Here is a 22,366-nt window from a genome sequence, read left to right as displayed (position 1 = left end):
AAAGTAAGGTTTGAGCTTACTCTTCTATATAGAATTTCTGTGTGAAACGCAGTGGACCAGTGCCTTTTAGGCCTGCGTTCACATCGATGTCGAAGGTGATGTTTTCTTCGTGAGTTACGGGGAACTCAGCAAGGTAATAAATCGCATCGCCTTCTTTGATTTCTCGAAACTTCAAAGTACGGGTGTTTCCAACGAGGTTCTTCGCTGTTCCCGTAATTTTAGCCGTTGTCGCAGGCTTGCCTAGAGAAGCCTTGTCTAACACGCTGATGTTGAGGATTGCTGAGTATCCATTTCGCTTAAGTTTGTATTGCTTAGCGACTTGCGAAGTTAAGAACGTGGAATTAAAAGCCGAGTAATGAACCTCGACATCCTTAATGTTCTTAAATTGCCCTGCTGAGCTTGGTAAGGCAACAAGAGCGGTGAGTAGTGCTGTTATCCATAAACGCATAATGACTCCAATAAATAGCAAAAAGCCATCATAGGATGGCTTTGACTTCAGTTGGGATTTGGCTTGGCGAGCATATTCGAACTTGCTTGTGCCTACCGAGATCTCCCTTTTCTATCTTAATTTGCCCTTTTGCGACCTTAAACTGTTTCGCAAGGTATTTCGCTAAGTGGGCGTTGGCTTTGCCATCTACTGGTGGAGCAGTTATGGCAATTTTGAGTTCCTCACCATGCAAGCCAACAATCTTGTCTCGGCTTGCTTTGGGTTGGATATAGAGCCTAAGAAGAATATCGTCTTCCTCGGCCCAAACCGCTTTTGGCATCGTCAAAGTACCTGATGTTTGTACTTGAACTATAGCTGATACCAAATAGGGCCAATCATGTCGCCCATTAGGAAGTTCGCAAATTGCAGAACAATGAACAGAACCAGTACGCTTAGGTCGAAACCACCCATGTCCGGAAGGATACGGCGGATAGGCACTAGCATTGGTTCAGTCAGTTGATGGAATACGTACTCGATTGGACTACGACCTTGGCTTACCCAGCTTAGGATTGCACGGATAAGTAGAACCCAGAAGATCAAACCACCAGCCGCTTTGAGCAAAGATAGTGCACCAAAGATCAGGAAGCTGATATCGAATACAGCTGCGCCGCCAGAGATAATCAGGTTTAGAGCAACGAACTTAAGTACACACAGCACATAAGCGAAAACAACGGTCGCTAGATCAAGGCTGCCGATTGATGGAATAACTCGGCGCAGTGGGGCAACAACTGGTTGTGTCGCTTTTACGATGAATTGTGAGAATGGGTTGTAGAAATCTGCACGTGATGCTTGTAGCCAGATACGCAAGATCACAACCATGATGTAAAGATCAAAAACGGTCGAGATCAGAAAGCTCATCGAGTTCATATTGTTTCCTTTTTCGGATTTACTTGCCGCTTAGATATAACCCGAGCGACAAAATGCTTAAAACAGTTTTTCCATCTCTTCAGCTCGAGCGACCGCCGCTTGCATGGCTTTGGCTACGATGTCTGATAGTTGATGTTCATTGAACGTGCGCAATGCTTCTGCAGTTGTTCCGCCTTTTGAAGTCACTTGTTCACGCAGTGTCGATAATTCAGTATTTGGATTCGCTACCACCATCTCTGCCGCGCCTAATGCAGACTGCTGCACTAATTTACGAGCGGTTTCTTGGTCGAAGCCTTGGTTGATTGCCTCAACTTGCATCGCTTCCATAAACAGGAAGAAGTAAGCTGGAGCACTCCCCGCCGCCGCAATGATGTTGTTGATTCCAGACTCTTGTTCAACCCAGCTCACTTCACCTACAGCTTGCATCAGCTGAGATGCAAAGTCTTTATCATTTTGGCTGACCGTTGAATCGGCATAAAGACCGCTCATTCCTTTACCTAGCAGTGATGGCGTGTTTGGCATCACACGAACAAGGTTCAGTTGGCAGTTTAACATCTCATTGAGTCGATTCGCATTAATACCCGCAGCAATGGAGATAACCAGTTTGTTGCTAAAGTCGATGCTTTGTAAGGGTTTACATACATCAGCCATCATCTGTGGTTTCACTGATAACACAACAACGTCTGCTTTTTCAGCTGCGGCAATATTATCGCTGGTGGTATTGATGCCGTATTCTTGTTCTAACGGCAGTCTTCTGGTTTCTGAAGGTGCTGTCGCAGTAATCTTTTGCGCTGGGTAACCACTAGCAACTAAGCCAGCTACAATTGAGCGAACCATGTTTCCCGCCCCAATAAAGGCGATGTTCTTATGTACCATATATAAAATCCTGAGCGTGTCGCTGCGCGGATAAGGCGAAGCGGTATCAATACTTGTACTTGTCGTTACTTACTACGGCTATTTCGCGTAATCACGAGCGCCGAAAATAGCTGTTCCAATACGAACCATTGTGCTGCCAGCCTCAACTGCTGCATCCATATCACCACTCATCCCCATCGAAAGGGTATCAATGTCTGAATACTTCGCGGCTAGCTTGTCTTTAAGCTCTGCCAGTTGAGAAAATGCATTAAGCTGAGATTGATAGTCAGATACGTTTGCAGGAATCGACATCAATCCTCTTAAGGTGAGGTTGGGGAGCGATGAAATCAACTCCGCGAGTGCAAAAACTGTCTCTTCTGAGGTTCCAGATTTGGACTCTTCACCACTGGTGTTTACCTGAATCAACACTTGCAAAGGTGGAAGTTCGCTTGGTCGTTGATCATTAAGCCTTTGTGCGATCTTATCGCGATCGACGGAATGCACCCATTGAAAGCTTTCCGCGATTGGGCGGGTTTTATTGGATTGAATTGGACCAATAAAATGCCACTCTAAATTTAGGTTAGAATGTTGTTCTGAAAAGTGTTTTACTTTATCTACACCTTCTTGAACATAGTTTTCACCAAAGGCAACTTGGCCTCCGAGTGCGGCTTCTAGAATCGCATCAATAGGTTTAGTTTTGCTGACGGCTAAAAGTTGCACGGACTCTGGAGCTCGTCCGCACTTTTGCTCAGCACTACGAATCTGTGAGGTGATTTGTTCGATATTTTGTTGAATACTACTCATAGCTGACTTTACTTAAGGGAAAATAAATGGATATCACTGAGTTACTAGATTTTAGTGTAAAGCATAACGCGTCAGATCTACATCTTTCTGCGGGTGTATCTCCAATGGTACGTATAGATGGTGAAGTAAGGAAGCTTGGAATCCCAGCTTTGAGTCATGCTGATGTGCATCGTTTGGTTTTTGAGATCATGAGCGATTCACAACGCGGCGAGTTTGAAGAAAAACTGGAAGTCGACTTCTCTTTTGAATTACCCAATGTTGGTCGCTTTCGTGTTAATGCGTTTAACCAAGCCCGTGGCTGCTCAGCTGTCTTTCGAACTATCCCTGTCGAAATCCCGACTTTAGATCAGTTAGGTGCACCTGAGATCTTCGAAAGGATTGCTAACTACGAAAAAGGGTTAGTGCTCGTCACTGGTCCAACTGGCTCTGGTAAATCAACGACTCTTGCGGCGATGGTTGATTACGTAAATCGCAACCACAATAAGCATATTCTGACGATTGAAGACCCGATTGAATTCGTTCACACCAATAATAAATGCCTAGTCAACCAGCGTGAAGTTCACCGTGATACCCACAGTTTTAAAGCGGCACTGCGCAGTGCCTTACGTGAAGACCCAGACGTGATTCTGGTTGGTGAACTTCGTGACCAAGAGACGATTAGCTTAGCGTTAACCGCAGCAGAAACGGGTCACTTGGTCTTTGGTACTCTGCACACCAGTTCTGCGGCTAAAACGATCGACCGTATTATCGATGTGTTCCCAGGTAGCGATAAAGATATGGTTCGTTCGATGTTGTCTGAATCACTGCGCTCGGTGATAGCCCAGAAGCTGCTAAAGCGTGTTGGTGGTGGTCGTGTGGCGTGTCATGAAATCATGATGGCAACACCTGCGATCAGAAACTTGATTCGTGAAGATAAGGTTGCGCAGATGTACTCGATCATTCAAACGGGCGCAGCGCACGGCATGCAGACCATGGAACAAAATGCGAAGCAGCTGATGGCGCAGGGCTTGGTTGATTCGGAAGAGGTCGAGAAAAAGATCGAAATTGAAACCTCAATGTTTTAATCAAGGTGGAAACAATGGAATTGAATCAAATCCTTGAGGGAATGCTTTCTCAAAAGGCATCGGATCTTTATATCACGGTTGATGCGCCAATCCTTTTTCGTGTGGATGGTGAATTACGCCCCCAAGGAGAGAAGCTGAATGCGGCTCAAGTTGCTCAATTACTTGATGCGATGATGGAACAAGACCGACGTGATGAATATCAGCAAACGCGTGAGGCTAATTTTGCGATTGTGCGTGACTTTGGTCGTTTTCGTGTCAGTGCATTCTTTCAGCGAGAGCTACCTGGAGCGGTCATTCGACGTATCGAGACTAACATCCCAACCTTTGAGCAACTAAAGCTTCCTGATGTACTACAGGACCTATCAATAGCTAAGCGCGGACTTGTGCTGGTGGTTGGTGCGACAGGCTCTGGTAAATCGACCTCAATGGCTGCAATGACAGGCTATCGCAACACCAATCGCTCGGGACATATCTTGACGGTTGAAGACCCTATTGAATTTGTGCACGAACATAAAAAGTGCATCGTGACGCAGCGTGAGGTCGGGCTCGACACCGAGAGTTACGAAGTCGCGCTTAAGAACTCGCTACGCCAAGCACCAGACATGATCTTGATTGGCGAAATCCGTAGCCGTGAGACCATGGAATACGCGATGACCTTTGCTGAAACGGGTCACTTGTGTATGGCAACCTTGCACGCCAATAACGCTAACCAAGCGCTAGAGCGTATTCTTCATTTGGTGCCGAAAGAGCAGAAAGAACAGTTCTTGTTTGACCTATCGATGAACCTGCGTGGTGTCGTCGCTCAGCAACTCATTCGCGACAAGAATGGCAGCGGGCGTCATGGTGTATTCGAGATTCTGCTGAATAGCCCTCGTGTTTCTGACTTGATTCGTCGTGGTGAACTACACGAACTGAAAGCAACCATGGCTAAATCGAAAGAGATAGGTATGCAGACCTTTGACCAAGCTTTGTATGGTTTAGTGATAGCAGGCAAGATCAGCGAAGAGGATGCGTTCCACAGTGCCGATTCTGCTAATGACTTGCGCTTAATGCTCAAAACTAGACGTGGTGATGACGACTACGGAACTGGGGCGTTGGCTGGTGTGAAGATAGATATGGGGTGATAAAAAACGCCTGATTTGATTCTAGGTTAAAATCAGGCGTTCATCATATTCATCGTTCGACTGCGTCTGTATTATCAACGCTTCTTGTTCTTAGGCTCGCTGATTACGTCTGCGTCAGTCGAAGTATGATTCATATAACCTGCATTATTGGAGCTTGTCGAACTGCATGCTGATATTGCTAGAGCTACGAAGATTGCTAGAAAAATTTTCATGTGAACTCCCACTTACCTAATAATGAATTGCTTCGACATTACGTCGTAATATCATTATAGGATCACAAAGGAGTTTAATCTTTGAGCTCTTAATTTTCGTTATGAATATTGTGCTTCAAACCAGCTCTCTAAAATGACGACTGCAGACTGGTTATCGACATTGCCTTTGCTTAGCGCTTTATAGCCGCCCATTTCAAAAAGGTCGGCTCTTGCTTCTGTGGTCGAGAGTCTTTCATCATGTAGTTCAACATCGACACCAAATCGTCCTTTAAGGCGGTTAGCGAACTTCTTCGCTCTAGGTGTAATGGTTGCTAAGTCTTTACCATGAAGGTCGGTAGGAAGGCCGACTACAATCAGGTTCGGCTGCCACTCCTTAATTTGTTTTTCGATATCGTCCCAATTTGGGATGCCATCTTTGGCTTTAAAAGCTTTTAGAGGGCTTGCGGTGCCCGTGATTTCTTGTCCTATCGCACTGCCGATACTTTTTGTACCGTAGTCAAATGCCATAATTGTTCGTGACATGGGGTTTCCAAATTTATCTGTGTTTGAGAGTGTCTGTTTATTTTATTTAGCTGATTTGAACTAGGCGTGGCCAGCGTCTGCTGAAAGCTGAGCCGCATTTATTCCTAACATCTGCACGGCGACTTTCCAGCGGTCAGAAATCGGTGTATCGAAGATGACCTTCGGATCGGCTTCAACGGTTAACCATGAGTTCTCGGTCAGTTCGGTTTCCAGTTGTCCCGGTTCCCATCCTGCATACCCAAGTGCGACTAAATAATTCATCGGCTCATCTTCTGTGCCCAACACCATCAAGATATCTTTTGAAGTCGTCACCGAGATTTGATCTGTCATGTTGATGCTGGATTGATAGCTGCCTTTAGGTTTGTGCAAAATAAATCCACGGTCTTCTGCGACCGGCCCACCATTCAATACAGGCTTATCAAGACTTGCTTGGTTGGATTTCGGCTGCTCAGAATCAACCTTAACTTGTTTAAGCATGCTGCCGACAGTGACATCGATAGGGGCGTTGATCATCAAACCCATCGCGCCTTCGTCATTGTGCTCACAAAGGTAAATCACCGAATTTTGAAAGTATGGGTCTTTCATTCCGGGCATAGCAACCAGAAAGTGGTTCGTTAAATTCATAGAGCCTCCTGCCAGTGTGTTCCCAGTAAAGGAAAAAGAGCGGCGTAAAGCCGCTCATTGTTCTTTGCCTAGATATTTATGTGTTTTCGAATAGCTAAGGCTTTCTTTAGTTTAGGCTATTTAGCGTTAACGCGACGCTCAATTGCATCCATTAATTTACCTGTAACTGAAATATCAAAAGCGGCTTCAATTTCACGGATACAAGTAGGGCTAGTCACGTTAATTTCAGTCAGCTTGTCGCCGATAACATCAAGCCCAACAAAGATTAAGCCTTTCTCTTTCAGTGCTGGAGCAACTGCTCTTGCGATAGCCCAGTCTGTTTCACTTAGAGGACGAGCTTCACCTGTACCGCCAGCAGCAAGGTTACCTCGAGTTTCCCCTTTTGCAGGAATACGCGCTAGACAGTAAGGCATTGGCTCACCGTCAACCACAAGAATACGCTTATCACCATTGCTGATGTCTGGAACAAAAGTTTGTGCCATTGCGTAGTTCTGACCGTGGTTGGTCAAGGTTTCAATAATAACTGATACGTTTGGATCGCCTTCTTTCACACGGAAGATAGACGCGCCGCCCATGCCATCAAGTGGTTTTAGAATCACGTCGCCGTGTTCTTCTCGGAACGCTTTAATTTTTTCAGCTTTACGAGTCACGATGGTGGTCGGTGTCAGTTCAGGGAACCATGCCGTGAACAACTTCTCGTTACAGTCACGTAGGCTTTGTGGTTTGTTGACGATCAGTGCGCCGTTCTCTTCAGCACGCTCAAGAATGTAAGTTGCGTAGATGTACTCAGTATCAAACGGAGGATCTTTACGCATTAGTACCGCATCTAAATCGGATAGCGCGATAGTCTGTTCTGATTTGAACTCGTACCAACCGTTTGGATCTTCTTTTAGTTCAACAACCTTAGTGTCAGCAATGGCTACGCCTTGATCTAAATGTAGATCATCCATTTCCATGTAATGGATTTCGTAACCACGACGCTGAGCTTCAAGCATCATGGCAAAGCTAGAGTCTTTTTTGATGTTAATGGATGAAATTGGATCCATTACGATGCCAAGTTTGATCATTTTTTTCTCCTAGCCTAGATCGCCAAAACGGACTTGTAAGGCAGTAATTGCGGTTAGAGCTGCTGTTTCGGTACGAAGTACACGTGGGCCGAGTAGCGTCTCTTCAAATTTGTATTGTTCTGTCATGCCGATTTCTTCAGCCGACAAGCCACCTTCAGGGCCGATCAATAGGCGTACCTTACTGATAGGTTCTGGAAGGGTATTAATTGAGTATTTTGCACGAGGATGTAAGTTCAGCTTTAATGCTTCACTCGGTTCGCTACACCACTCTTCAAGTTGCATGATAGGGCGAATGACTGGAACCGTATTGCGGCCACACTGTTCACACGCCGCGATAGCAATCTTTTGCCACTGTGCGAGTTTTTTCTCGAAGCGTTTTGTATCAAGCTTAACGCCACAGCGCTCTGAAATTAAAGGGGTAATGGTGTTCACACCAAGCTCAACCGATTTCTGAATCGTGAACTCCATTTTGTCGCCACGTGAAATCACTTGGCCTAAATGTAAGTCTAACGGAGATTCGCTGCTGCGTTCGATGCGTTCAGAAACATTAACGGTGACATTTTTCTTTGATACTTCGGCTATCGTCGCAGGGAATTCAGCGCCACTGCCATCAAATAGAAGGACTTCTTGGCCTTCTTTCATGCGAAGGACACGACCAACATGACCCGCGGCATCTTCGCCTAAAGCGAGTGAACCTAACTGATGAATGCGTTCTGGGTGATGAATACGAGGGATTCTCATGCTGGTAAACCTATAAATATGTTCATTTGGGTATTTTGTCTCTGCCTAACATGGATGCTTTTAGTTGAAAAAACAAGGGTAGAGCAAGAGTTTCAGGGGCAATTCTGAAACTCTTGTTTGAGATAGTTAGGAATGTTGATTGTACGAGCGACGTTATTTACAAGCAGGGTAAACAAATGGGTTGTGATTACCTTGGATGGCATAGATTCGCTCATCACGAGTACATTCCCACTTGTCGACAGGAAATTGCTTGTTCCACGCCATCATTAGGTTGGTTTGTTGCTTAGATAGTTTGAAACCATACTCTTGGCTCATGTAAAGGTAAGTACGCGCGATAGAGCCTTTTGCTCTGTCTGGCGGCATAACTTTACGCTGCTTGAAGTTGACCTGCATTTCGCACTGACCATAGCTCACGCCATCCATTCCATTCCACTGGCTGAAGTTGTAGTTCGAACGGTCACCATTTACTTCACCGATAGCTGGCGTTAGGTTGTGGAGATCGGCTTCCATGGACTTGAATACTTTGTCATTGCGAGTGCAGTTCTTGCGCCCGCCATCTTGCCAGCACTGACGCTGGTGGCCGAATTGCCAAGCTGGAACCACGTGTTCCCACTCAATTCGACTCGCTCGCTTTTGTTGTTTTCGGACTTGATAACCACAGCCGTCAAGGTCGGGAATCCCTTTCTTTTTGTCCTTCCATGTAATGTCACAACCACAATAAAATGAAGTCGGGTGGTCGAGATAAATCTTCACCGCTTCTCTTTTTGCTTTGGAGAATGAGCTCGGTGGTGCGGCGAAAACGCTTTGGGTTACCAGTAGGCCAAATACTATTGATAAGTAAAAAGACACAGGTAGGCCAAATGCTTTGATGGTGAGTTTTTGCATAGAAAAAGACTGATAAAAGTATGATAAACATCAGTCTAGCACTCAAAGGATGAGTTTCTCCATTACATTTCTATCATCAACTTAATCGAGTGTTGCTTTCTGAAATAAAAAGGATGGGGTTACCAAATCGAATAGGTGCGAGTCTAGGACTTTAGCTGAGCTGTGTGCCTGTGAAGGATAAGGTTTGATTGCACAGCTGGCAGCGATAGGTCGATTGATTTCGAAGCACTTTATTGTGTCGTCTGATTGATAATGGGTAAGTGGTGCACTCACATCGATATTCAAAGGTTTTCCCTTGAACTGAAGCTATTTCAAAGCTGTGAGTTGTTTTGGCTGGAACGTTGAATACCTTTTCCATCACGTATTTCCACTCGTTTCCGTGAGGCCTAACACGTCCGAAAACCTGATGCGTGATTAGGTGTGCGAGCTCATGCGGCACAACTTCGTTGATGAAGGCGTCTTCATTTTCAGAAAATAGTACGTGGTTGAGCTTAATTTCGTTGAGCTGAAGGTAGGCCTTTCCCGCTGCTTTACCTCTTAACTTGAAGGTGATAGTTGGGTGTGGAAATTCACGAGAGAAATGTTGATTTGCGATAGCTAGGCACTCGGCCAATTTCTTATTTGCTCGATGTTGTTGCGGGGTGTAAGACAAACGTTGTTAACTCCAAATAAAAGACCTCAGCGTTTAAGCCAAGGCCTCATCATAACATTGCTTTTTGATCTAGCGATGCTTTACACGTGATGTTTTTTCTTAATGATCTCGTGATAAGCGTGCCATGTACCATAACCAAGTAGCGGCATGGTGACGATCATTCCGATGCCGTAGGTGGCAAAACCCACCAGAATACCGGCACAAATAATACTTGCCCAAACCACCATTGCAGGAATGTTCGATTTCACGGCATTAAAGCTAGTGAAAATTGCACTCATCACATCAACGCGTCTCTCCATCATTAACGGAATTGAAAATGCTGAGATGCTAAATATGAGGCTTGCGATGACAAAACCAATCACAGAACCCGTAATTAAGAAGGGAGCGAACTCAGCCAATGGTGCGCCTTGCACTGAAGGGTAGAGCGCGTGCAATAACGCAGCGATACGCATCCAGAATATCATCGCAACCATCAACACAATCGCAAAGGCCCATTGGTGGGTCGAGTTGCGAGTGATGGCTTTCATTGAGTGCAGTAGGCTGGCGTTATGGCCTTTTTCTCTTTCCCAAGCTGCGTCATACAAGCCTAGGGCAAGAAACGGCCCTATCAGCATGTACACGATCAGGCTTGGCATCACGACTAAGTGTGTTCCTTGCCATTGGACAAGTTGAACAATCGCAATTGCCGCTCCCATAAAGCACAATCCGTAAAATGCGCTGATTAATGGCATTCTTACTAAGTCATGCAGAGCAAGCGACAACCAATGAAAGGGTGCGGAAATACTGATTTGGTTGCAAGGAATGGTGCGAGCGTAATCCTTATCGCTGACCTTGTGTTTTTTATCGTTCAGTTCGGATGGGTGCGCGGTACGAGGCATAGATCCCCCTAGTTAAATAACGTCCTAGTTATAATTCCATAAGGCTCATCGATGTGGCTTGTGTGAGAGTTATGGTGTTGAGCTAAATTGCTCTTTGTCATCCCAGTTATTGTTCTAGCGTGCATTTAACGAGCGTTATCAGACTGAATTAATTTAAGTTAAATGTGAGCTTGATCGCCTAGGAGTTACCTTAACTATTGTCAGTAGTGCTAGAAAACACAAATTATCAGCGGCTTTTTATACTAAGTGGTTAACGGTAAAGAAGGGCGTTAGGGAAGGGTATTGTGAGTGAAAGTTCGGTAAGTACATAAAAATAAAGCCCTTACTAAGCAGTAAGGGCTTTAAAGGAACACATCGCAGTGGCTAAATTATTTTAGGTCAGCGAAGTCCGCAAGGATTGCTGCTTTGTCAGTCGCTTCCCAAGGGAACTCTTCACGACCGAAGTGACCGTATGCAGCAGTTTGCTTGTAGATAGGCTGAAGAAGGTTCAGCATCTCTTGAAGGCCGTATGGACGTAGGTCGAAGTTTTGACGAACAGCTTCAATGATGATTTCGTGTGCTACTTTCTCAGTACCGAACGTTTCAACCATGATAGATGTTGGATCAGCAACACCGATAGCGTAAGACAGTTGAATCTCACAACGGTCAGCCATACCAGCAGCAACGATGTTTTTCGCAACGTAACGTGCTGCGTAAGCTGCAGAACGGTCAACTTTTGATGGATCTTTACCTGAGAATGCACCGCCACCGTGACGAGCTGCGCCGCCGTAGGTATCAACGATGATCTTACGACCAGTTAAACCACAGTCACCCATTGGGCCACCGATTACGAAACGGCCTGTTGGGTTGATGAAGAAGTTAGTATCTTTGTTGATCCACTCAGCAGGAAGTACTGGCTTGATGATTTCTTCCATTACTGCTTCGCGTAGGTCAGGCGTTGTTACTGAATCACAGTGTTGAGTAGAAAGAACAACAGCATCGATACCAACGATCTTACCTTGGTCGTATTGGAAAGTAACTTGAGATTTCGCATCTGGGCGAAGGAAGTCAAGCTTACCGCTCTTACGTACTTCAGCTTGCTTCTTAACAAGAAGGTGAGAGTAAGTAATTGGAGCTGGCATTAGGATAGGAGTTTCGTTAGTCGCGTAACCAAACATGATGCCTTGGTCGCCTGCGCCTTGCTCTTTAGGGTCTTCTTTATCAACACCTTGGTTGATGTCTGGAGACTGCTTACCAATTGTGTTTAAAACAGCACAAGAGTCAGCGTCAAAGCCCATGTCAGAATGAACGTAACCAATTTCACGTACTGTTTCACGAGTGATTTCTTCGATATCAACCCATGCAGACGTTGTTACTTCACCGCCAACCATAACCATGCCGGTTTTAACGTAAGTCTCACAAGCAACACGTGCTTTTGGATCTTGTTCCAAGATGGCATCAAGAACAGCATCAGAGATTTGGTCTGCAATTTTATCTGGATGGCCTTCTGAAACAGATTCAGAAGTGAATAGGTGCTTAGCCATGAGAGCTCCACTTTTAGTTTTTGGTGTAAATAGTTTATGGCGTCGCAAGCTAGGAAGCGCCGCCATTAAATACAGTATATTTTGTAGGTGTTTCTACATCTAGACGGCTATTCTAAATTCCAGCGGTCGAATTACAAGCTCTTTTTTATGATATGTCATAACTAATCGTTTGCGTATCGATCGAGATAAGCCACTGCCAAGTGATGTAAATGTTCGAAAATTGCGAAAAATGACCGTTAAAATGCCAGTAAAACGTTTGCAGTCGCAATAGTCGTTTGAGAGAATACCCGCGCTAATAAAAATGAAAACTTTAGCAATTATCTCTTTTTTAAATCGCTTATGTATCCAGGAGCAGACATGCCTTCTCGTAAAGATCTAGCCAATGCAATCCGCGCACTTAGCATGGACGGTGTTCAACAAGCAAATTCAGGCCACCCAGGCGCACCTATGGGCATGGCTGACATCGCTGAGGTTCTTTGGCGTGGCCACTTGAACCACAACCCAGCAAACCCAGAATGGGCTGACCGCGACCGTTTTATCCTGTCTAACGGCCACGGCTCAATGCTGATTTACTCTCTGCTTCACCTAGCAGGTTACGAGCTTTCAATTGAAGATCTTAAAAACTTCCGTCAACTGCACTCTAAGACTCCAGGTCACCCTGAGTACGGTTACGCTCCTGGTATCGAAACAACGACTGGTCCTCTAGGTCAAGGCATCACTAACGCTGTTGGTATGGCAATGGCTGAGAAAGCACTGGCGGCACAGTTCAACAAAGAAGGCCACGACATCGTAGACCACTACACTTATGCATTCATGGGTGATGGCTGTCTGATGGAAGGTATCTCTCACGAAGCATGTTCTCTAGCAGGTACGCTAGGTCTTGGTAAGCTGGTTGCTTTCTGGGATGACAACGGCATCTCTATCGATGGTGAAGTTGAAGGTTGGTTCTCTGACGATACACCTAAGCGTTTTGAAGCATACGGTTGGCACGTAATCCCAGCAGTAGATGGTCACGACTCTGATGCTATCAACGCAGCGATTGAAGCGGCTAAAGCGGATCCTCGTCCAACGCTTATCTGTACTAAAACTATCATCGGTTTTGGTTCTCCAAACAAAGCGGGTACGCATGACTGTCACGGTGCTCCACTAGGCGCTGATGAAATCACAGCAACTAAAGCAGCATTGGGTTGGGAACATGGTCCTTTCGAAATCCCAGCAGATATCGCAGCTGAGTGGAATGCGAAAGAAGCAGGCGCAGCGAAAGAAGCAGCGTGGAACGCGAAGTTTGACGCATACGCAGCGGCTTACCCAGAGCTAGCAGCTGAATTCAAACGTCGTACTAACGGCGAGCTACCCGCTGAGTGGGAAGAGAAAGCAAACGCAATCATTGCTGATCTTCAAGCTAACCCAGCAAACATCGCTTCACGTAAAGCATCTCAAAACGCACTAGAAGCGTTTGGTCAAATGCTTCCAGAATTCATGGGCGGCTCTGCTGACCTTGCGCCTTCTAACCTGACTATGTGGTCTGGTTCTAAGTCTCTTGAAGCAACTGACTTTTCTGGTAACTACATCCATTACGGTGTACGTGAATTCGGTATGACGGCTATCATGAACGGTATCGCTCTGCACGGTGGTTTCGTGCCATACGGCGCAACGTTCCTAATGTTCATGGAATACGCGCGTAACGCAATGCGTATGGCTGCTCTGATGAAAGTTCAGAACATCCAAGTTTACACGCACGATTCTATCGGCTTAGGCGAAGATGGCCCTACTCACCAACCGGTTGAGCAGATCGCTTCTCTACGTCTGACTCCAAACATGAGCACATGGCGTCCATGTGACCAAGTTGAATCTGCAGTGGCTTGGAAACTGGCTATTGAGCGTAAAGATGGTCCTTCATCTCTAATCTTCTCTCGTCAAAACCTTGCACAACAAGATCGTAATGCTGAGCAAGTTGCTAACATCGCTAAGGGTGGTTACATCCTGAAAGATTGTGAAGGCAAGCCAGAGCTAATCATCATTGCAACTGGTTCTGAAGTTGAGCTTGCAGTTGAAGCTGCTGCACAACTAACCGCTGAAGGTAAAGCTGTACGCGTAGTATCTATGCCTGCAACTGACGCATTCGACAAGCAAGACGCTGAATACCGTGAGTCTGTACTTCCATCTGATGTTACAGCGCGTATCGCAGTAGAAGCTGGCATCGCTGACTTCTGGTACAAATACGTTGGCTTCGGTGGCAAGATCATCGGTATGACAACGTTCGGCGAATCTGCACCAGCAGGTGAGCTATTCAAGATGTTCGGTTTCACTACTGAAAACGTAGTAAACACAGCGAAAGAGCTTCTTGCTTAATCATTGACTGATGGCCTGTGCTAACAGTTAAATGAAGGAAAAACCGAGCGCTGAGCTCGGTTTTTTGTATCTGGGATTTGTTTCTTCTAGGCTTATCTCTACAAGCAACAGATTAACCTGTCCTAACTAAACGGGGTTATTCAAGTAATGCCTTTTGGGTAGGATTCAGTTATCATCTGTTGCACGAAATTTTGGTTAGATGTACGGAAATATGCTAAAAGTCGCGATAAACGGATTTGGAAGAATAGGGCGTAATGTATTACGCGCTGTCTATGAAAGTGGCAAAAGCCAACAAATCAAAGTAGTAGCTGTTAATGAGCTTGCTCAGCCTGACGCTATGGCTCATCTATTGCAGTACGACACTAGTCACGGCCGCTTCGGCAAGAAAATCTCCAACGATCAAGAGCACATCTATGTCCATCACGGCATTGGTGCGGAAGATAAAGGTGAGTTCGATACCATTCGTATCTTACATCTTGCTGATATTGAGCTGTTGCCTTGGCGTGACCTAGAAGTGGATATTGTTCTCGACTGCACCGGTGTTTATGGTTGCCGAGATGACGGCCTAGCGCACATTGCTGCTGGGGCAAAAAAGGTACTGTTTTCTCACCCTGGTGCCAATGACCTCGATAACACCATTATCTATGGTGTGAATCACGATACCATTGAAGCGGGCCACCGAATCGTTTCCAATGGTTCATGCACCACCAACTGTATTGTTCCTATCATTAAGGTTCTTGATGACGCCTTTGGCATTGAGTCCGGTACTATTACAACTATTCACTCTTCAATGAATGATCAACAAGTTATCGATGCGTACCACAGCGATTTGCGTCGTACTCGAGCGGCAAGCCAATCGATCATTCCTGTCGATACCAAGTTGCATAAAGGTATTGAAAGAATCTTCCCGAAATTTTCCAACAAATTTGAAGCTATATCTGTGCGTGTGCCGACGGTAAACGTAACAGCGATGGATTTAAGTGTCACAATTAATGCAAATGTGAAAGTTAATGACGTAAATCAAACCATTGTTAATGCATCCCAGTGTACATTACACAATATAGTTGACTATACTGAAGCGCCGCTCGTTTCCATCGACTTTAATCACGATCCCCATAGCGCAATCGTTGATGGTTCACAAACTCGAGTGAGCAACGGCCACTTAGTTAAAATGCTAGTGTGGTGTGACAATGAATGGGGCTTTGCGAACCGAATGCTGGATACGGTTCTTGCAATGCAAGCTTCTGAAGGCAAGAAGTAAGACCTAGAAGCAAATGTGCGGATTATTTATTTTTTAGCTTGAAATAAATACTAAGAGTCCACATATTATTGGTAGTGAAAGAATTACCAGTTGAATAATTTATAGGCTTAGCAGGGTTGCTGAGTTTCCAAAACTTTATATTTATTTAAATTTGAGAGGACAAATCATGTCTGTGATCAAGATGACTGACCTGGAACTTGCAGGTAAACGCGTATTTATCCGTGCTGACCTAAACGTACCAGTAAAAGACGGTAAAGTAACTTCAGATGCACGTATCCTTGCATCTCTACCAACTATCAAACTTTGCCTAGAAGCTGGCGCAAAGGTAATGGTTACTTCTCACCTTGGTCGTCCTACTGAAGGCGAATACAACGAAGAGTTCTCTCTAGCTCCTGTAGTTAACTACCTAAACGACGCACTAGACTGCGAAGTTAAACTAGCTAAAGATTACGTAAACGGCCTAGAGCTAAACGCTGGTGAACTTGTTGTTCTTGAAAACGTTCGTTTCAACAAAGGCGAGAAGAAGAACGAAGAAGCACTTTCTAAGCAATACGCTGCACTATGTGACATCTTTGTAATGGATGCATTCGGTACAGCTCACCGTGCTCAAGCTTCTACACACGGCGTTGGTACTTACGCTCCTGTAGCATGTGCTGGCCCTCTTCTAGCTGCTGAGCTTGAAGCGCTTGGTAAAGCAATGGACAACCCAGCTCGCCCACTAGTGGCTATTGTTGGTGGTTCTAAAGTTTCTACTAAACTAACCGTTCTAGAATCTCTTTCTAAAATTGCTGACCAGCTTGTTGTTGGTGGTGGTATCGCGAACACATTCATCGCTGCTGAAGGCCACAACGTAGGTAAGTCTCTATACGAAGCTGACCTAGTTGAAACGGCTCAAAAGCTAATGAAAGAGTGTGCTATCCCAGTAGCAACTGACGTTGCATGTGCTAAAGCATTCGACGAAAACGCAGAAGCTGAAATCAAGCACGTTTCTGAAGTTCAAGACGACGACATGATCTTCGACCTTGGTCCAGATTCAACTGCGGCACTAGCTGAAATCATCGGCAACGCGAAAACAATTCTTTGGAACGGCCCTGTAGGCGTATTCGAATTCAAGAACTTCGAAGCGGGTACAGCTGGTATCTCTAAAGCAATCGCTGAGTCTGCAGGTTTCTCTGTAGCAGGTGGTGGTGACACGCTAGCAGCTATCGATAAGTTCGGTATCAAAGCTGACGTTTCTTACATCTCTACTGGCGGTGGCGCTTTCCTTGAATTCGTTGAAGGTAAAGTACTTCCTGCAGTAGCAATGCTTGAAGAGCGTGCTAAAGCATAATTGATTTAGAAAGGCGAGATGTGAATCTCGCCTTTTAACGTTTGCTGCATATCACACTTTTTTGCTAGAATGGCATAAGTTGTGAGCAAACGATTGCAAGTTTTTAAACTTAAGTTTTTTAATCTTAAAACGATAGAATAAATAGGACTATTTCCATGTCTAAGATCTTCGATTTTGTAAAACCTGGTGTGATTTCTGGCGATGACGTACAGAAAGTATTTGAAGTAGCAAAAGAAAACAAATTTGCTCTTCCTGCTGTAAACGTTGTTGGTACTGACTCTGTAAACGCAGTACTAGAAGCAGCTGCTAAAGTTAAAGCTCCAGTAGTTGTTCAGTTCTCTAACGGCGGCGCTGCATTCTTCGCAGGTAAAGGCGTTAAACTTGAAGGTCAAGGCGCACAAGTTCTTGGCGCTGTAGCTGGTGCAAAATACGTACACGCTGTAGCTGAAGCTTACGGTGTTCCAGTTATCCTGCACACTGACCACGCTGCTAAGAAACTTCTTCCATGGATCGACGGTCTACTAGACGCTGGTGAAGAGTTCTTCGCACAAACTGGTAAGCCTCTATTCTCTTCTCACATGCTAGACCTTTCTGAAGAGTCTCTAGAAGAGAACATCGAAACATGTGCTAAGTACCTAGAGCGCATGGCTAAAATGAACATGACAATCGAGATCGAACTTGGTTGTACTGGTGGTGAAGAAGACGGCGTTGATAACTCTGATATGGACGCATCTGAGCTTTACACTTCTCCAGAAGACGTAGCATACGCTTACGAGAAACTAATGGCTGTTAGCCCACGTTTCACTATCGCTGCATCTTTCGGTAACGTACACGGTGTTTACCAAGCTGGTAACGTTGTACTTACTCCAACTATCCTACGTGACTCTCAAGCATACTGTGCAGAGAAGTTCGGTATCGCACCTAACGCTCTAAACTTCGTATTCCACGGTGGTTCTGGTTCTTCTGAAGCAGAAATCCAAGAGTCTATCGGCTACGGTGTTATCAAAATGAACATCGATACTGATACACAGTGGGCAACTTGGGACGGTATCCGTCAGTACTCTGCTGACAACTTCGATTTCCTACAAGGTCAAATCGGCAACCCAACTGGCGAAGCTGCTCCAAACAAGAAGTACTACGATCCACGCGTATGGCTACGTGCTGGTCAAGCTTCAATGGTTGCTCGTCTAGAGAAAGCATTTGCTGACCTTAACGCTGTAGACGTACTATAATTCTTTGAATTAAGTACTCTTTAAGTTTTAAAAACCCGCTCATTGAGCGGGTTTTTTTATATCTGATAAAAACTTGTACTAAATATGTGAAAAACCTAGCGTGCGGTGAATAAATTTCGTAGTCTTTTAGTTATCGGTATTTGTGTTTATCGGTAAGTTTTAATAATTCAAAAGCTTACATAAATATGACTTTGCAATCTGTCAAAGATAGGATATCGTGCCGAAAAACTGAACTTGGTTCAGTTTATAAAAAGGACTTGGCTTTAATTTACTTTTAACACAATGACTTAACGGTAATTACACTGTTTATTATATTGCAGAGTAAATGAGGCTTAAGGCAGTTTAGCCCATAGCATATTATATAGAGGATGCACATTATGGCTGATAGTTCGACAGCGATTGAGACTCCACTTGTGGATGGTTTGTCTCAAGCAGAGCAGTGGTTAACAAATAATTCAGATTTATTTATCCAATATGGCGTAAATATCATTTCAGCACTGATAATTCTATTTATTGGTAACCTTATTGTTAAAGCAGTAGCGAATAGCGTGTCTAAGGTTCTTCAGAAGAAGAAAATGGACCGAGCAGTTGTGGAGTTCGTCCATGGTTTAGTTCGTTACTTGTTGTTTGTGATTGTTTTAATTGCTGCACTTGGTCGTTTAGGTGTTCAAACGGCATCTGTAGTTGCTGTTATTGGTGCGGCTGGTTTAGCCGTTGGTCTTGCACTACAAGGCTCACTATCTAACTTTGCTGCTGGTGTACTTATCGTTGCATTCCGTCCATTTAAGTCTGGTGACTATGTGGAAATTGGTGGTGTGGCAGGTTCAGTTGATTCTATTCAAATCTTCCAAACGGTTCTAACAACGCCAGACAACAAAATGGTTGTAGTACCTAACGGTAGCGTTATCGGCAGCCCAATCACAAACTATTCTCGTCATGCGACGCGCCGTATTGATCTAATGATTGGTGTTTCTTACAACGCTGATCTTCAGAAGACAAAAGCGCTACTGACTAAGATCTGTGAATCTGATGAGCGTGTACTGAAAGAACCTGGCGTTCAAGTTGGTGTTCATACGCTTGCTGATTCTTCAGTTAACTTCGTTGTTCGTCCATGGGTTAGCACTGCTGACTACTGGAATGTTTATTTCGACCTGATGCAAGCAATCAAAGAAGGCTTGGATAACGAGGGTATCGAAATTCCATTCCCGCAAATGGATGTACACATGAATAAAGTAGAAGCTTAATTCCTAGTTAGTTTTTATAACTATAAGCTTTTATAAGGAAAGGCGGATAACTTAGGTTATCCGCCTTTTTTGTTGGTTTCATGAAGCTAAATAGATTTACCAGTATTGCTCAATAAGTCCATCGGTAAGCACCGTTGCTATGGCGAACATCATGGTTGCGACTGCGATATCAATGCCTTTCTTAACCTTAGGTTTAGATAGCGTCGGGCCTAGTTTTGCAGCGCCTAATGACAAAGAATAGAACCAGACGAACGAAGCCAATATAGTCCCCATAGCAAATGCAATTCTGTCGTTGCCTTCAAATTGCCCACCAATGGATCCAAGAATTACCACGGTATCCAAATAGAGATGTGGGTTTAATACTGTTACTGCCAATGCCCCTAAAATAACGGTGCGCTTGCCACGCGCTAATATCTCACCTTTCGACTCATCACTGGTGCGCACTTTGAATGCACTGCGTAGTGAGAGCAAACCATACACAGTCAGAAAAGCGATGCCACCTAGTGTCACTGAGGTAAGCAGTAATTCATTTTGCGACAAGATCGCTCCGCCGCCAAAAATGCCTAATGAGATAAACAGAGTATCGAGCAGGCTACAAATCGTTGCTGTCGTTAAATGATGATTGCGTTTTATCCCTTGATTTAGGACGTACGCATTCTGAGCGCCAATAGGGATAATCATACTTGCCCCTAGACCAAAACCTTGTAATAAAACCCAAAAACTCATTTTAACCTCCACTTATTTAACGATATTTACGTGCTATATGGCGAAGATACTCTGACCCTTTAAATAAGTATAATTAATGATTTTAATCCATTATTAGAGTTGCTAATGTGGTGATGAGTTAGCTTAAAAAGGAAGCAAATTGATGCGCGGATTGGATTATAAATGGATTGAAGCACTGGATGCTGTAGTAAAACAACGTAGCTTCGAAAGGGCTGCTGAGCAGTTATATATCTCCCAGTCGGCGGTATCTCAACGCATCAAACAGCTGGAAAAGTGGTTGGCTCAGCCAGCCTTGGTGAGAGAAAGCCCGCCTAGGCCAACGCCTGCGGGTAAAAAACTACTGGGCTTATATCGCCGTGTTCGTTTGTTAGAGCACGAGCTTGTGCCTGAGTTGATGAATGAAGAGGGTAATCAACCACTATCGATATCCATAGCCACCAACGCTGATAGTTTGGCGACATGGTTGCTACCAGCTTTGTCGGATGTGATTAAGTCTCGCCAAGTCGAGTTGAACCTCGCGATTCATGGTGAGTCGAGAACCATTGAAAAGATTAAAAGTGGCGAGGTGGCCGGTGCAATCAGTTTGGAGTCTCAAGCGATTCCTGGCTGCAGTGCTGACTATCTCGGTAGGATGGATTATGTGTGCGTGGCTAGCCCTGACTTTCATCAGCGTTACTTTGCAGAGGGCGTAAACTACGCCACCTTAAGCAAAGCACCTGCGGTTTCCTATGATCAATACGATGATCTGCATAAGAAGTTTCTGCATGATCATTTTAACGTCCCGAGAGACAGTGTGATCAATCATACAGTCGGCAGTTCAGAAGCATTTGTGCGCTTGGCATTATCGGGTGTAGCCTATTGCTTGATCCCCCGATTACAGATTATCGATGAGCTCGAGTCTGGTGCTCTGATTGATATTACCCCTGGCTTTCTGCTCTCTTATCGCATCTATTGGCACCATTGGCAGCTTGAGAGCGGAGTATTAAAAGAGGTATCCCAAGCAATATTGAGTTTTGCTCACAATCACTTACCTCAGTAAACTGTTGGTTTTTTCAGCGTCAAAGTTCTGTTAGAAGTGTGTGCTCTGGATTGGCTAAACGATAAATTGCTCTATGATGAAAGGACATTTGTTTAGCATAGGTCATACCTAATGAAGCTTGTACCAAAGATGTTAGCAACGTCTCTTACTCTTACTGCGGCGTTGAGTGCTGTGAGTTTTCCATCATTGGCTGACTCTCCATCCTTTCCTCATATTTCAACGACAGGCTATGGTGAAGTGATCGCTACACCTGATATGGCGACATTCTCTGTGAGAGTCGTGGAATCGACGATGACTGCTGAACAGGCTAAAAATACCGTTGATAAAGTCGTGACAGGCTTTCTAAACAAGCTACATCAAGCTGGTGTTGATGAGGCGAGTGTACACAGCTCTAACCTGTATTTATCTCCTCAATATCATTACCCGAAAGATGGCAAACCGGAACTGGTTGGCTACCGCGCCTCACGTAATGTGACCGTTCAAGTGACTGAGCTAGCTAATCTTAATGAGTACATGGATATTGCGATTGGAGAAGGCATTAATCAGATCGACAACATCCAACTGCAAGTTCGCGACCAAGCTAAGTATCAAGAGCAAGCGCGCTTAGAAGCCATTAAAGATGCGACATCAAAAGCTAAATCATTGGCGAGTGGTTTTGAGCGCGAGTTAGGTGATGTATGGCGCGTGGATTACAACGCCCAATCTTCTCAGCCAGTACTCATGCGTTCAATGGCGATGGATGCAAGAACAGAATCGAACTCTTATGAAGACTCAACGATCACCATTCGTGATCGCGTGAATGTGATCTACCAGATCGAAGAGTAATGACAGTGCTATAGAAGGTTTTGGATCATGACGACCTAATTACCTACGATAG

General features: G+C 44.8%; 24 protein-coding genes. 9 read left to right on the top strand and 15 right to left on the bottom strand.

What is annotated here, in order from left to right; all coding sequences use genetic code 11:
• Window positions 1–16: 16 nt before the first annotated feature.
• The 5 genes from AB6E51_RS17455 to AB6E51_RS17435 all read right to left on the bottom strand — a co-directional run bounded on the left by AB6E51_RS17455 (window position 17) and on the right by AB6E51_RS17435 (window position 3,013).
• Window positions 17–448 carry a DUF4426 domain-containing protein gene (locus AB6E51_RS17455; protein ID WP_017062246.1) on the bottom strand — a complete coding sequence of 144 codons (432 nt, stop codon included), beginning with the start codon at window positions 446–448 and terminating at the stop codon, window positions 17–19.
• Window positions 449–476: 28 nt separating this feature from the next.
• Window positions 477–767, bottom strand: coding sequence for a DUF167 family protein YggU (gene yggU, locus AB6E51_RS17450; protein WP_102427900.1), 291 nt, complete (start codon window positions 765–767; stop codon window positions 477–479).
• 29 nt (window positions 768–796) lie between these two features.
• Entirely contained in the window at window positions 797–1,354 is a 558-nt protein-coding gene (locus tag AB6E51_RS17445) for a YggT family protein (RefSeq protein ID WP_017067798.1), read from the bottom strand.
• 57 nt (window positions 1,355–1,411) lie between these two features.
• Window positions 1,412–2,230 (bottom strand): pyrroline-5-carboxylate reductase, encoded by an 819-nt coding sequence (gene proC, locus AB6E51_RS17440; protein WP_108209503.1) that lies wholly within the window; start codon window positions 2,228–2,230, stop codon window positions 1,412–1,414.
• A gap of 78 nt (window positions 2,231–2,308) precedes the next feature.
• Window positions 2,309–3,013, bottom strand: coding sequence for a YggS family pyridoxal phosphate-dependent enzyme (locus tag AB6E51_RS17435; RefSeq protein WP_017062243.1), 705 nt, complete (start codon window positions 3,011–3,013; stop codon window positions 2,309–2,311).
• A gap of 26 nt (window positions 3,014–3,039) precedes the next feature.
• Here AB6E51_RS17435 and AB6E51_RS17430 point away from each other — a divergent pair, with 26 nt between their 5' ends.
• A complete protein-coding gene (locus tag AB6E51_RS17430) occupies window positions 3,040–4,077 on the top strand; it encodes a type IV pilus twitching motility protein PilT (protein ID WP_017062242.1) in 1,038 nt (345 codons plus the stop codon).
• A gap of 14 nt (window positions 4,078–4,091) precedes the next feature.
• On the top strand, window positions 4,092–5,201 hold the full coding sequence (locus AB6E51_RS17425) for a PilT/PilU family type 4a pilus ATPase (RefSeq protein WP_372057955.1): 1,110 nt from the start codon (window positions 4,092–4,094) through the stop codon (window positions 5,199–5,201).
• 74 nt (window positions 5,202–5,275) lie between these two features.
• Here the strand turns inward: AB6E51_RS17425 and AB6E51_RS17420 are convergent, their stop codons facing one another.
• The 9 genes from AB6E51_RS17420 to metK form a co-directional block, all read right to left on the bottom strand.
• Entirely contained in the window at window positions 5,276–5,413 is a 138-nt protein-coding gene (locus tag AB6E51_RS17420; protein ID WP_170791814.1) for a hypothetical protein, read from the bottom strand.
• A gap of 99 nt (window positions 5,414–5,512) precedes the next feature.
• On the bottom strand, window positions 5,513–5,935 hold the full coding sequence (ruvX, locus tag AB6E51_RS17415; protein WP_017062240.1) for a Holliday junction resolvase RuvX: 423 nt from the start codon (window positions 5,933–5,935) through the stop codon (window positions 5,513–5,515).
• 60 nt (window positions 5,936–5,995) lie between these two features.
• Window positions 5,996–6,559 carry a YqgE/AlgH family protein gene (locus tag AB6E51_RS17410; protein WP_102394125.1) on the bottom strand — a complete coding sequence of 188 codons (564 nt, stop codon included), beginning with the start codon at window positions 6,557–6,559 and terminating at the stop codon, window positions 5,996–5,998.
• Between the two features lie 116 nt (window positions 6,560–6,675).
• Window positions 6,676–7,626 carry a glutathione synthase gene (gshB, locus tag AB6E51_RS17405; RefSeq protein ID WP_004735482.1) on the bottom strand — a complete coding sequence of 317 codons (951 nt, stop codon included), beginning with the start codon at window positions 7,624–7,626 and terminating at the stop codon, window positions 6,676–6,678.
• 9 nt (window positions 7,627–7,635) lie between these two features.
• Window positions 7,636–8,367: a 16S rRNA (uracil(1498)-N(3))-methyltransferase gene (rsmE, locus tag AB6E51_RS17400; RefSeq protein WP_017062238.1), complete on the bottom strand. Its 732-nt coding sequence runs from the start codon at window positions 8,365–8,367 to the stop codon at window positions 7,636–7,638.
• 153 nt (window positions 8,368–8,520) lie between these two features.
• Window positions 8,521–9,252: an endonuclease gene (locus AB6E51_RS17395; RefSeq protein ID WP_102333138.1), complete on the bottom strand. Its 732-nt coding sequence runs from the start codon at window positions 9,250–9,252 to the stop codon at window positions 8,521–8,523.
• Window positions 9,253–9,403: 151 nt separating this feature from the next.
• On the bottom strand, window positions 9,404–9,904 hold the full coding sequence (locus tag AB6E51_RS17390) for a SprT family zinc-dependent metalloprotease (RefSeq protein ID WP_017067801.1): 501 nt from the start codon (window positions 9,902–9,904) through the stop codon (window positions 9,404–9,406).
• An 80-nt stretch (window positions 9,905–9,984) separates the two neighbouring features.
• Window positions 9,985–10,782 (bottom strand): DUF2189 domain-containing protein, encoded by a 798-nt coding sequence (locus AB6E51_RS17385; protein WP_017067802.1) that lies wholly within the window; start codon window positions 10,780–10,782, stop codon window positions 9,985–9,987.
• Window positions 10,783–11,150: 368 nt separating this feature from the next.
• Window positions 11,151–12,305, bottom strand: a complete 1,155-nt coding sequence (gene metK / locus AB6E51_RS17380) for a methionine adenosyltransferase (protein WP_372057954.1) — start codon at window positions 12,303–12,305, stop codon at window positions 11,151–11,153.
• Window positions 12,306–12,662: 357 nt separating this feature from the next.
• Here metK and tkt point away from each other — a divergent pair, with 357 nt between their 5' ends.
• The 5 genes from tkt (at window position 12,663) to mscS (ending at window position 19,724) form a co-directional block, all read left to right on the top strand.
• Entirely contained in the window at window positions 12,663–14,657 is a 1,995-nt protein-coding gene (tkt, locus tag AB6E51_RS17375; RefSeq protein ID WP_048605833.1) for a transketolase, read from the top strand.
• Window positions 14,658–14,868: 211 nt separating this feature from the next.
• Window positions 14,869–15,918 (top strand): erythrose-4-phosphate dehydrogenase, encoded by a 1,050-nt coding sequence (gene epd / locus AB6E51_RS17370; RefSeq protein WP_017066020.1) that lies wholly within the window; start codon window positions 14,869–14,871, stop codon window positions 15,916–15,918.
• Between the two features lie 166 nt (window positions 15,919–16,084).
• Window positions 16,085–17,248 (top strand): phosphoglycerate kinase, encoded by a 1,164-nt coding sequence (locus tag AB6E51_RS17365; protein WP_017059064.1) that lies wholly within the window; start codon window positions 16,085–16,087, stop codon window positions 17,246–17,248.
• A gap of 155 nt (window positions 17,249–17,403) precedes the next feature.
• Window positions 17,404–18,480, top strand: coding sequence for a class II fructose-bisphosphate aldolase (fbaA, locus tag AB6E51_RS17360; RefSeq protein ID WP_010435694.1), 1,077 nt, complete (start codon window positions 17,404–17,406; stop codon window positions 18,478–18,480).
• A 377-nt stretch (window positions 18,481–18,857) separates the two neighbouring features.
• Window positions 18,858–19,724 (top strand): small-conductance mechanosensitive channel MscS, encoded by an 867-nt coding sequence (mscS, locus tag AB6E51_RS17355; protein ID WP_017063201.1) that lies wholly within the window; start codon window positions 18,858–18,860, stop codon window positions 19,722–19,724.
• A 96-nt stretch (window positions 19,725–19,820) separates the two neighbouring features.
• Here mscS and AB6E51_RS17350 read toward each other — a convergent pair whose 3' ends face one another.
• A complete protein-coding gene (locus tag AB6E51_RS17350) occupies window positions 19,821–20,450 on the bottom strand; it encodes a LysE/ArgO family amino acid transporter (protein ID WP_017059061.1) in 630 nt (209 codons plus the stop codon).
• Window positions 20,451–20,592: 142 nt separating this feature from the next.
• Here AB6E51_RS17350 and AB6E51_RS17345 point away from each other — a divergent pair, with 142 nt between their 5' ends.
• Both AB6E51_RS17345 and AB6E51_RS17340 read left to right on the top strand, forming a co-directional pair.
• Window positions 20,593–21,489: a LysR family transcriptional regulator ArgP gene (locus tag AB6E51_RS17345; RefSeq protein WP_017068706.1), complete on the top strand. Its 897-nt coding sequence runs from the start codon at window positions 20,593–20,595 to the stop codon at window positions 21,487–21,489.
• Between the two features lie 111 nt (window positions 21,490–21,600).
• Window positions 21,601–22,314: an oxidative stress defense protein gene (locus AB6E51_RS17340; protein ID WP_017059059.1), complete on the top strand. Its 714-nt coding sequence runs from the start codon at window positions 21,601–21,603 to the stop codon at window positions 22,312–22,314.
• Window positions 22,315–22,366 lie beyond the last annotated feature (52 nt).

The organism is Vibrio sp. 10N.247.311.47 (genome assembly GCF_041467535.1).
Classification (GTDB): domain Bacteria; phylum Pseudomonadota; class Gammaproteobacteria; order Enterobacterales; family Vibrionaceae; genus Vibrio; species Vibrio crassostreae_C.
The sequence above is the reverse complement of the archived record's forward strand: the minus strand, read 5'-3'. Positions and strand labels throughout refer to the sequence as shown.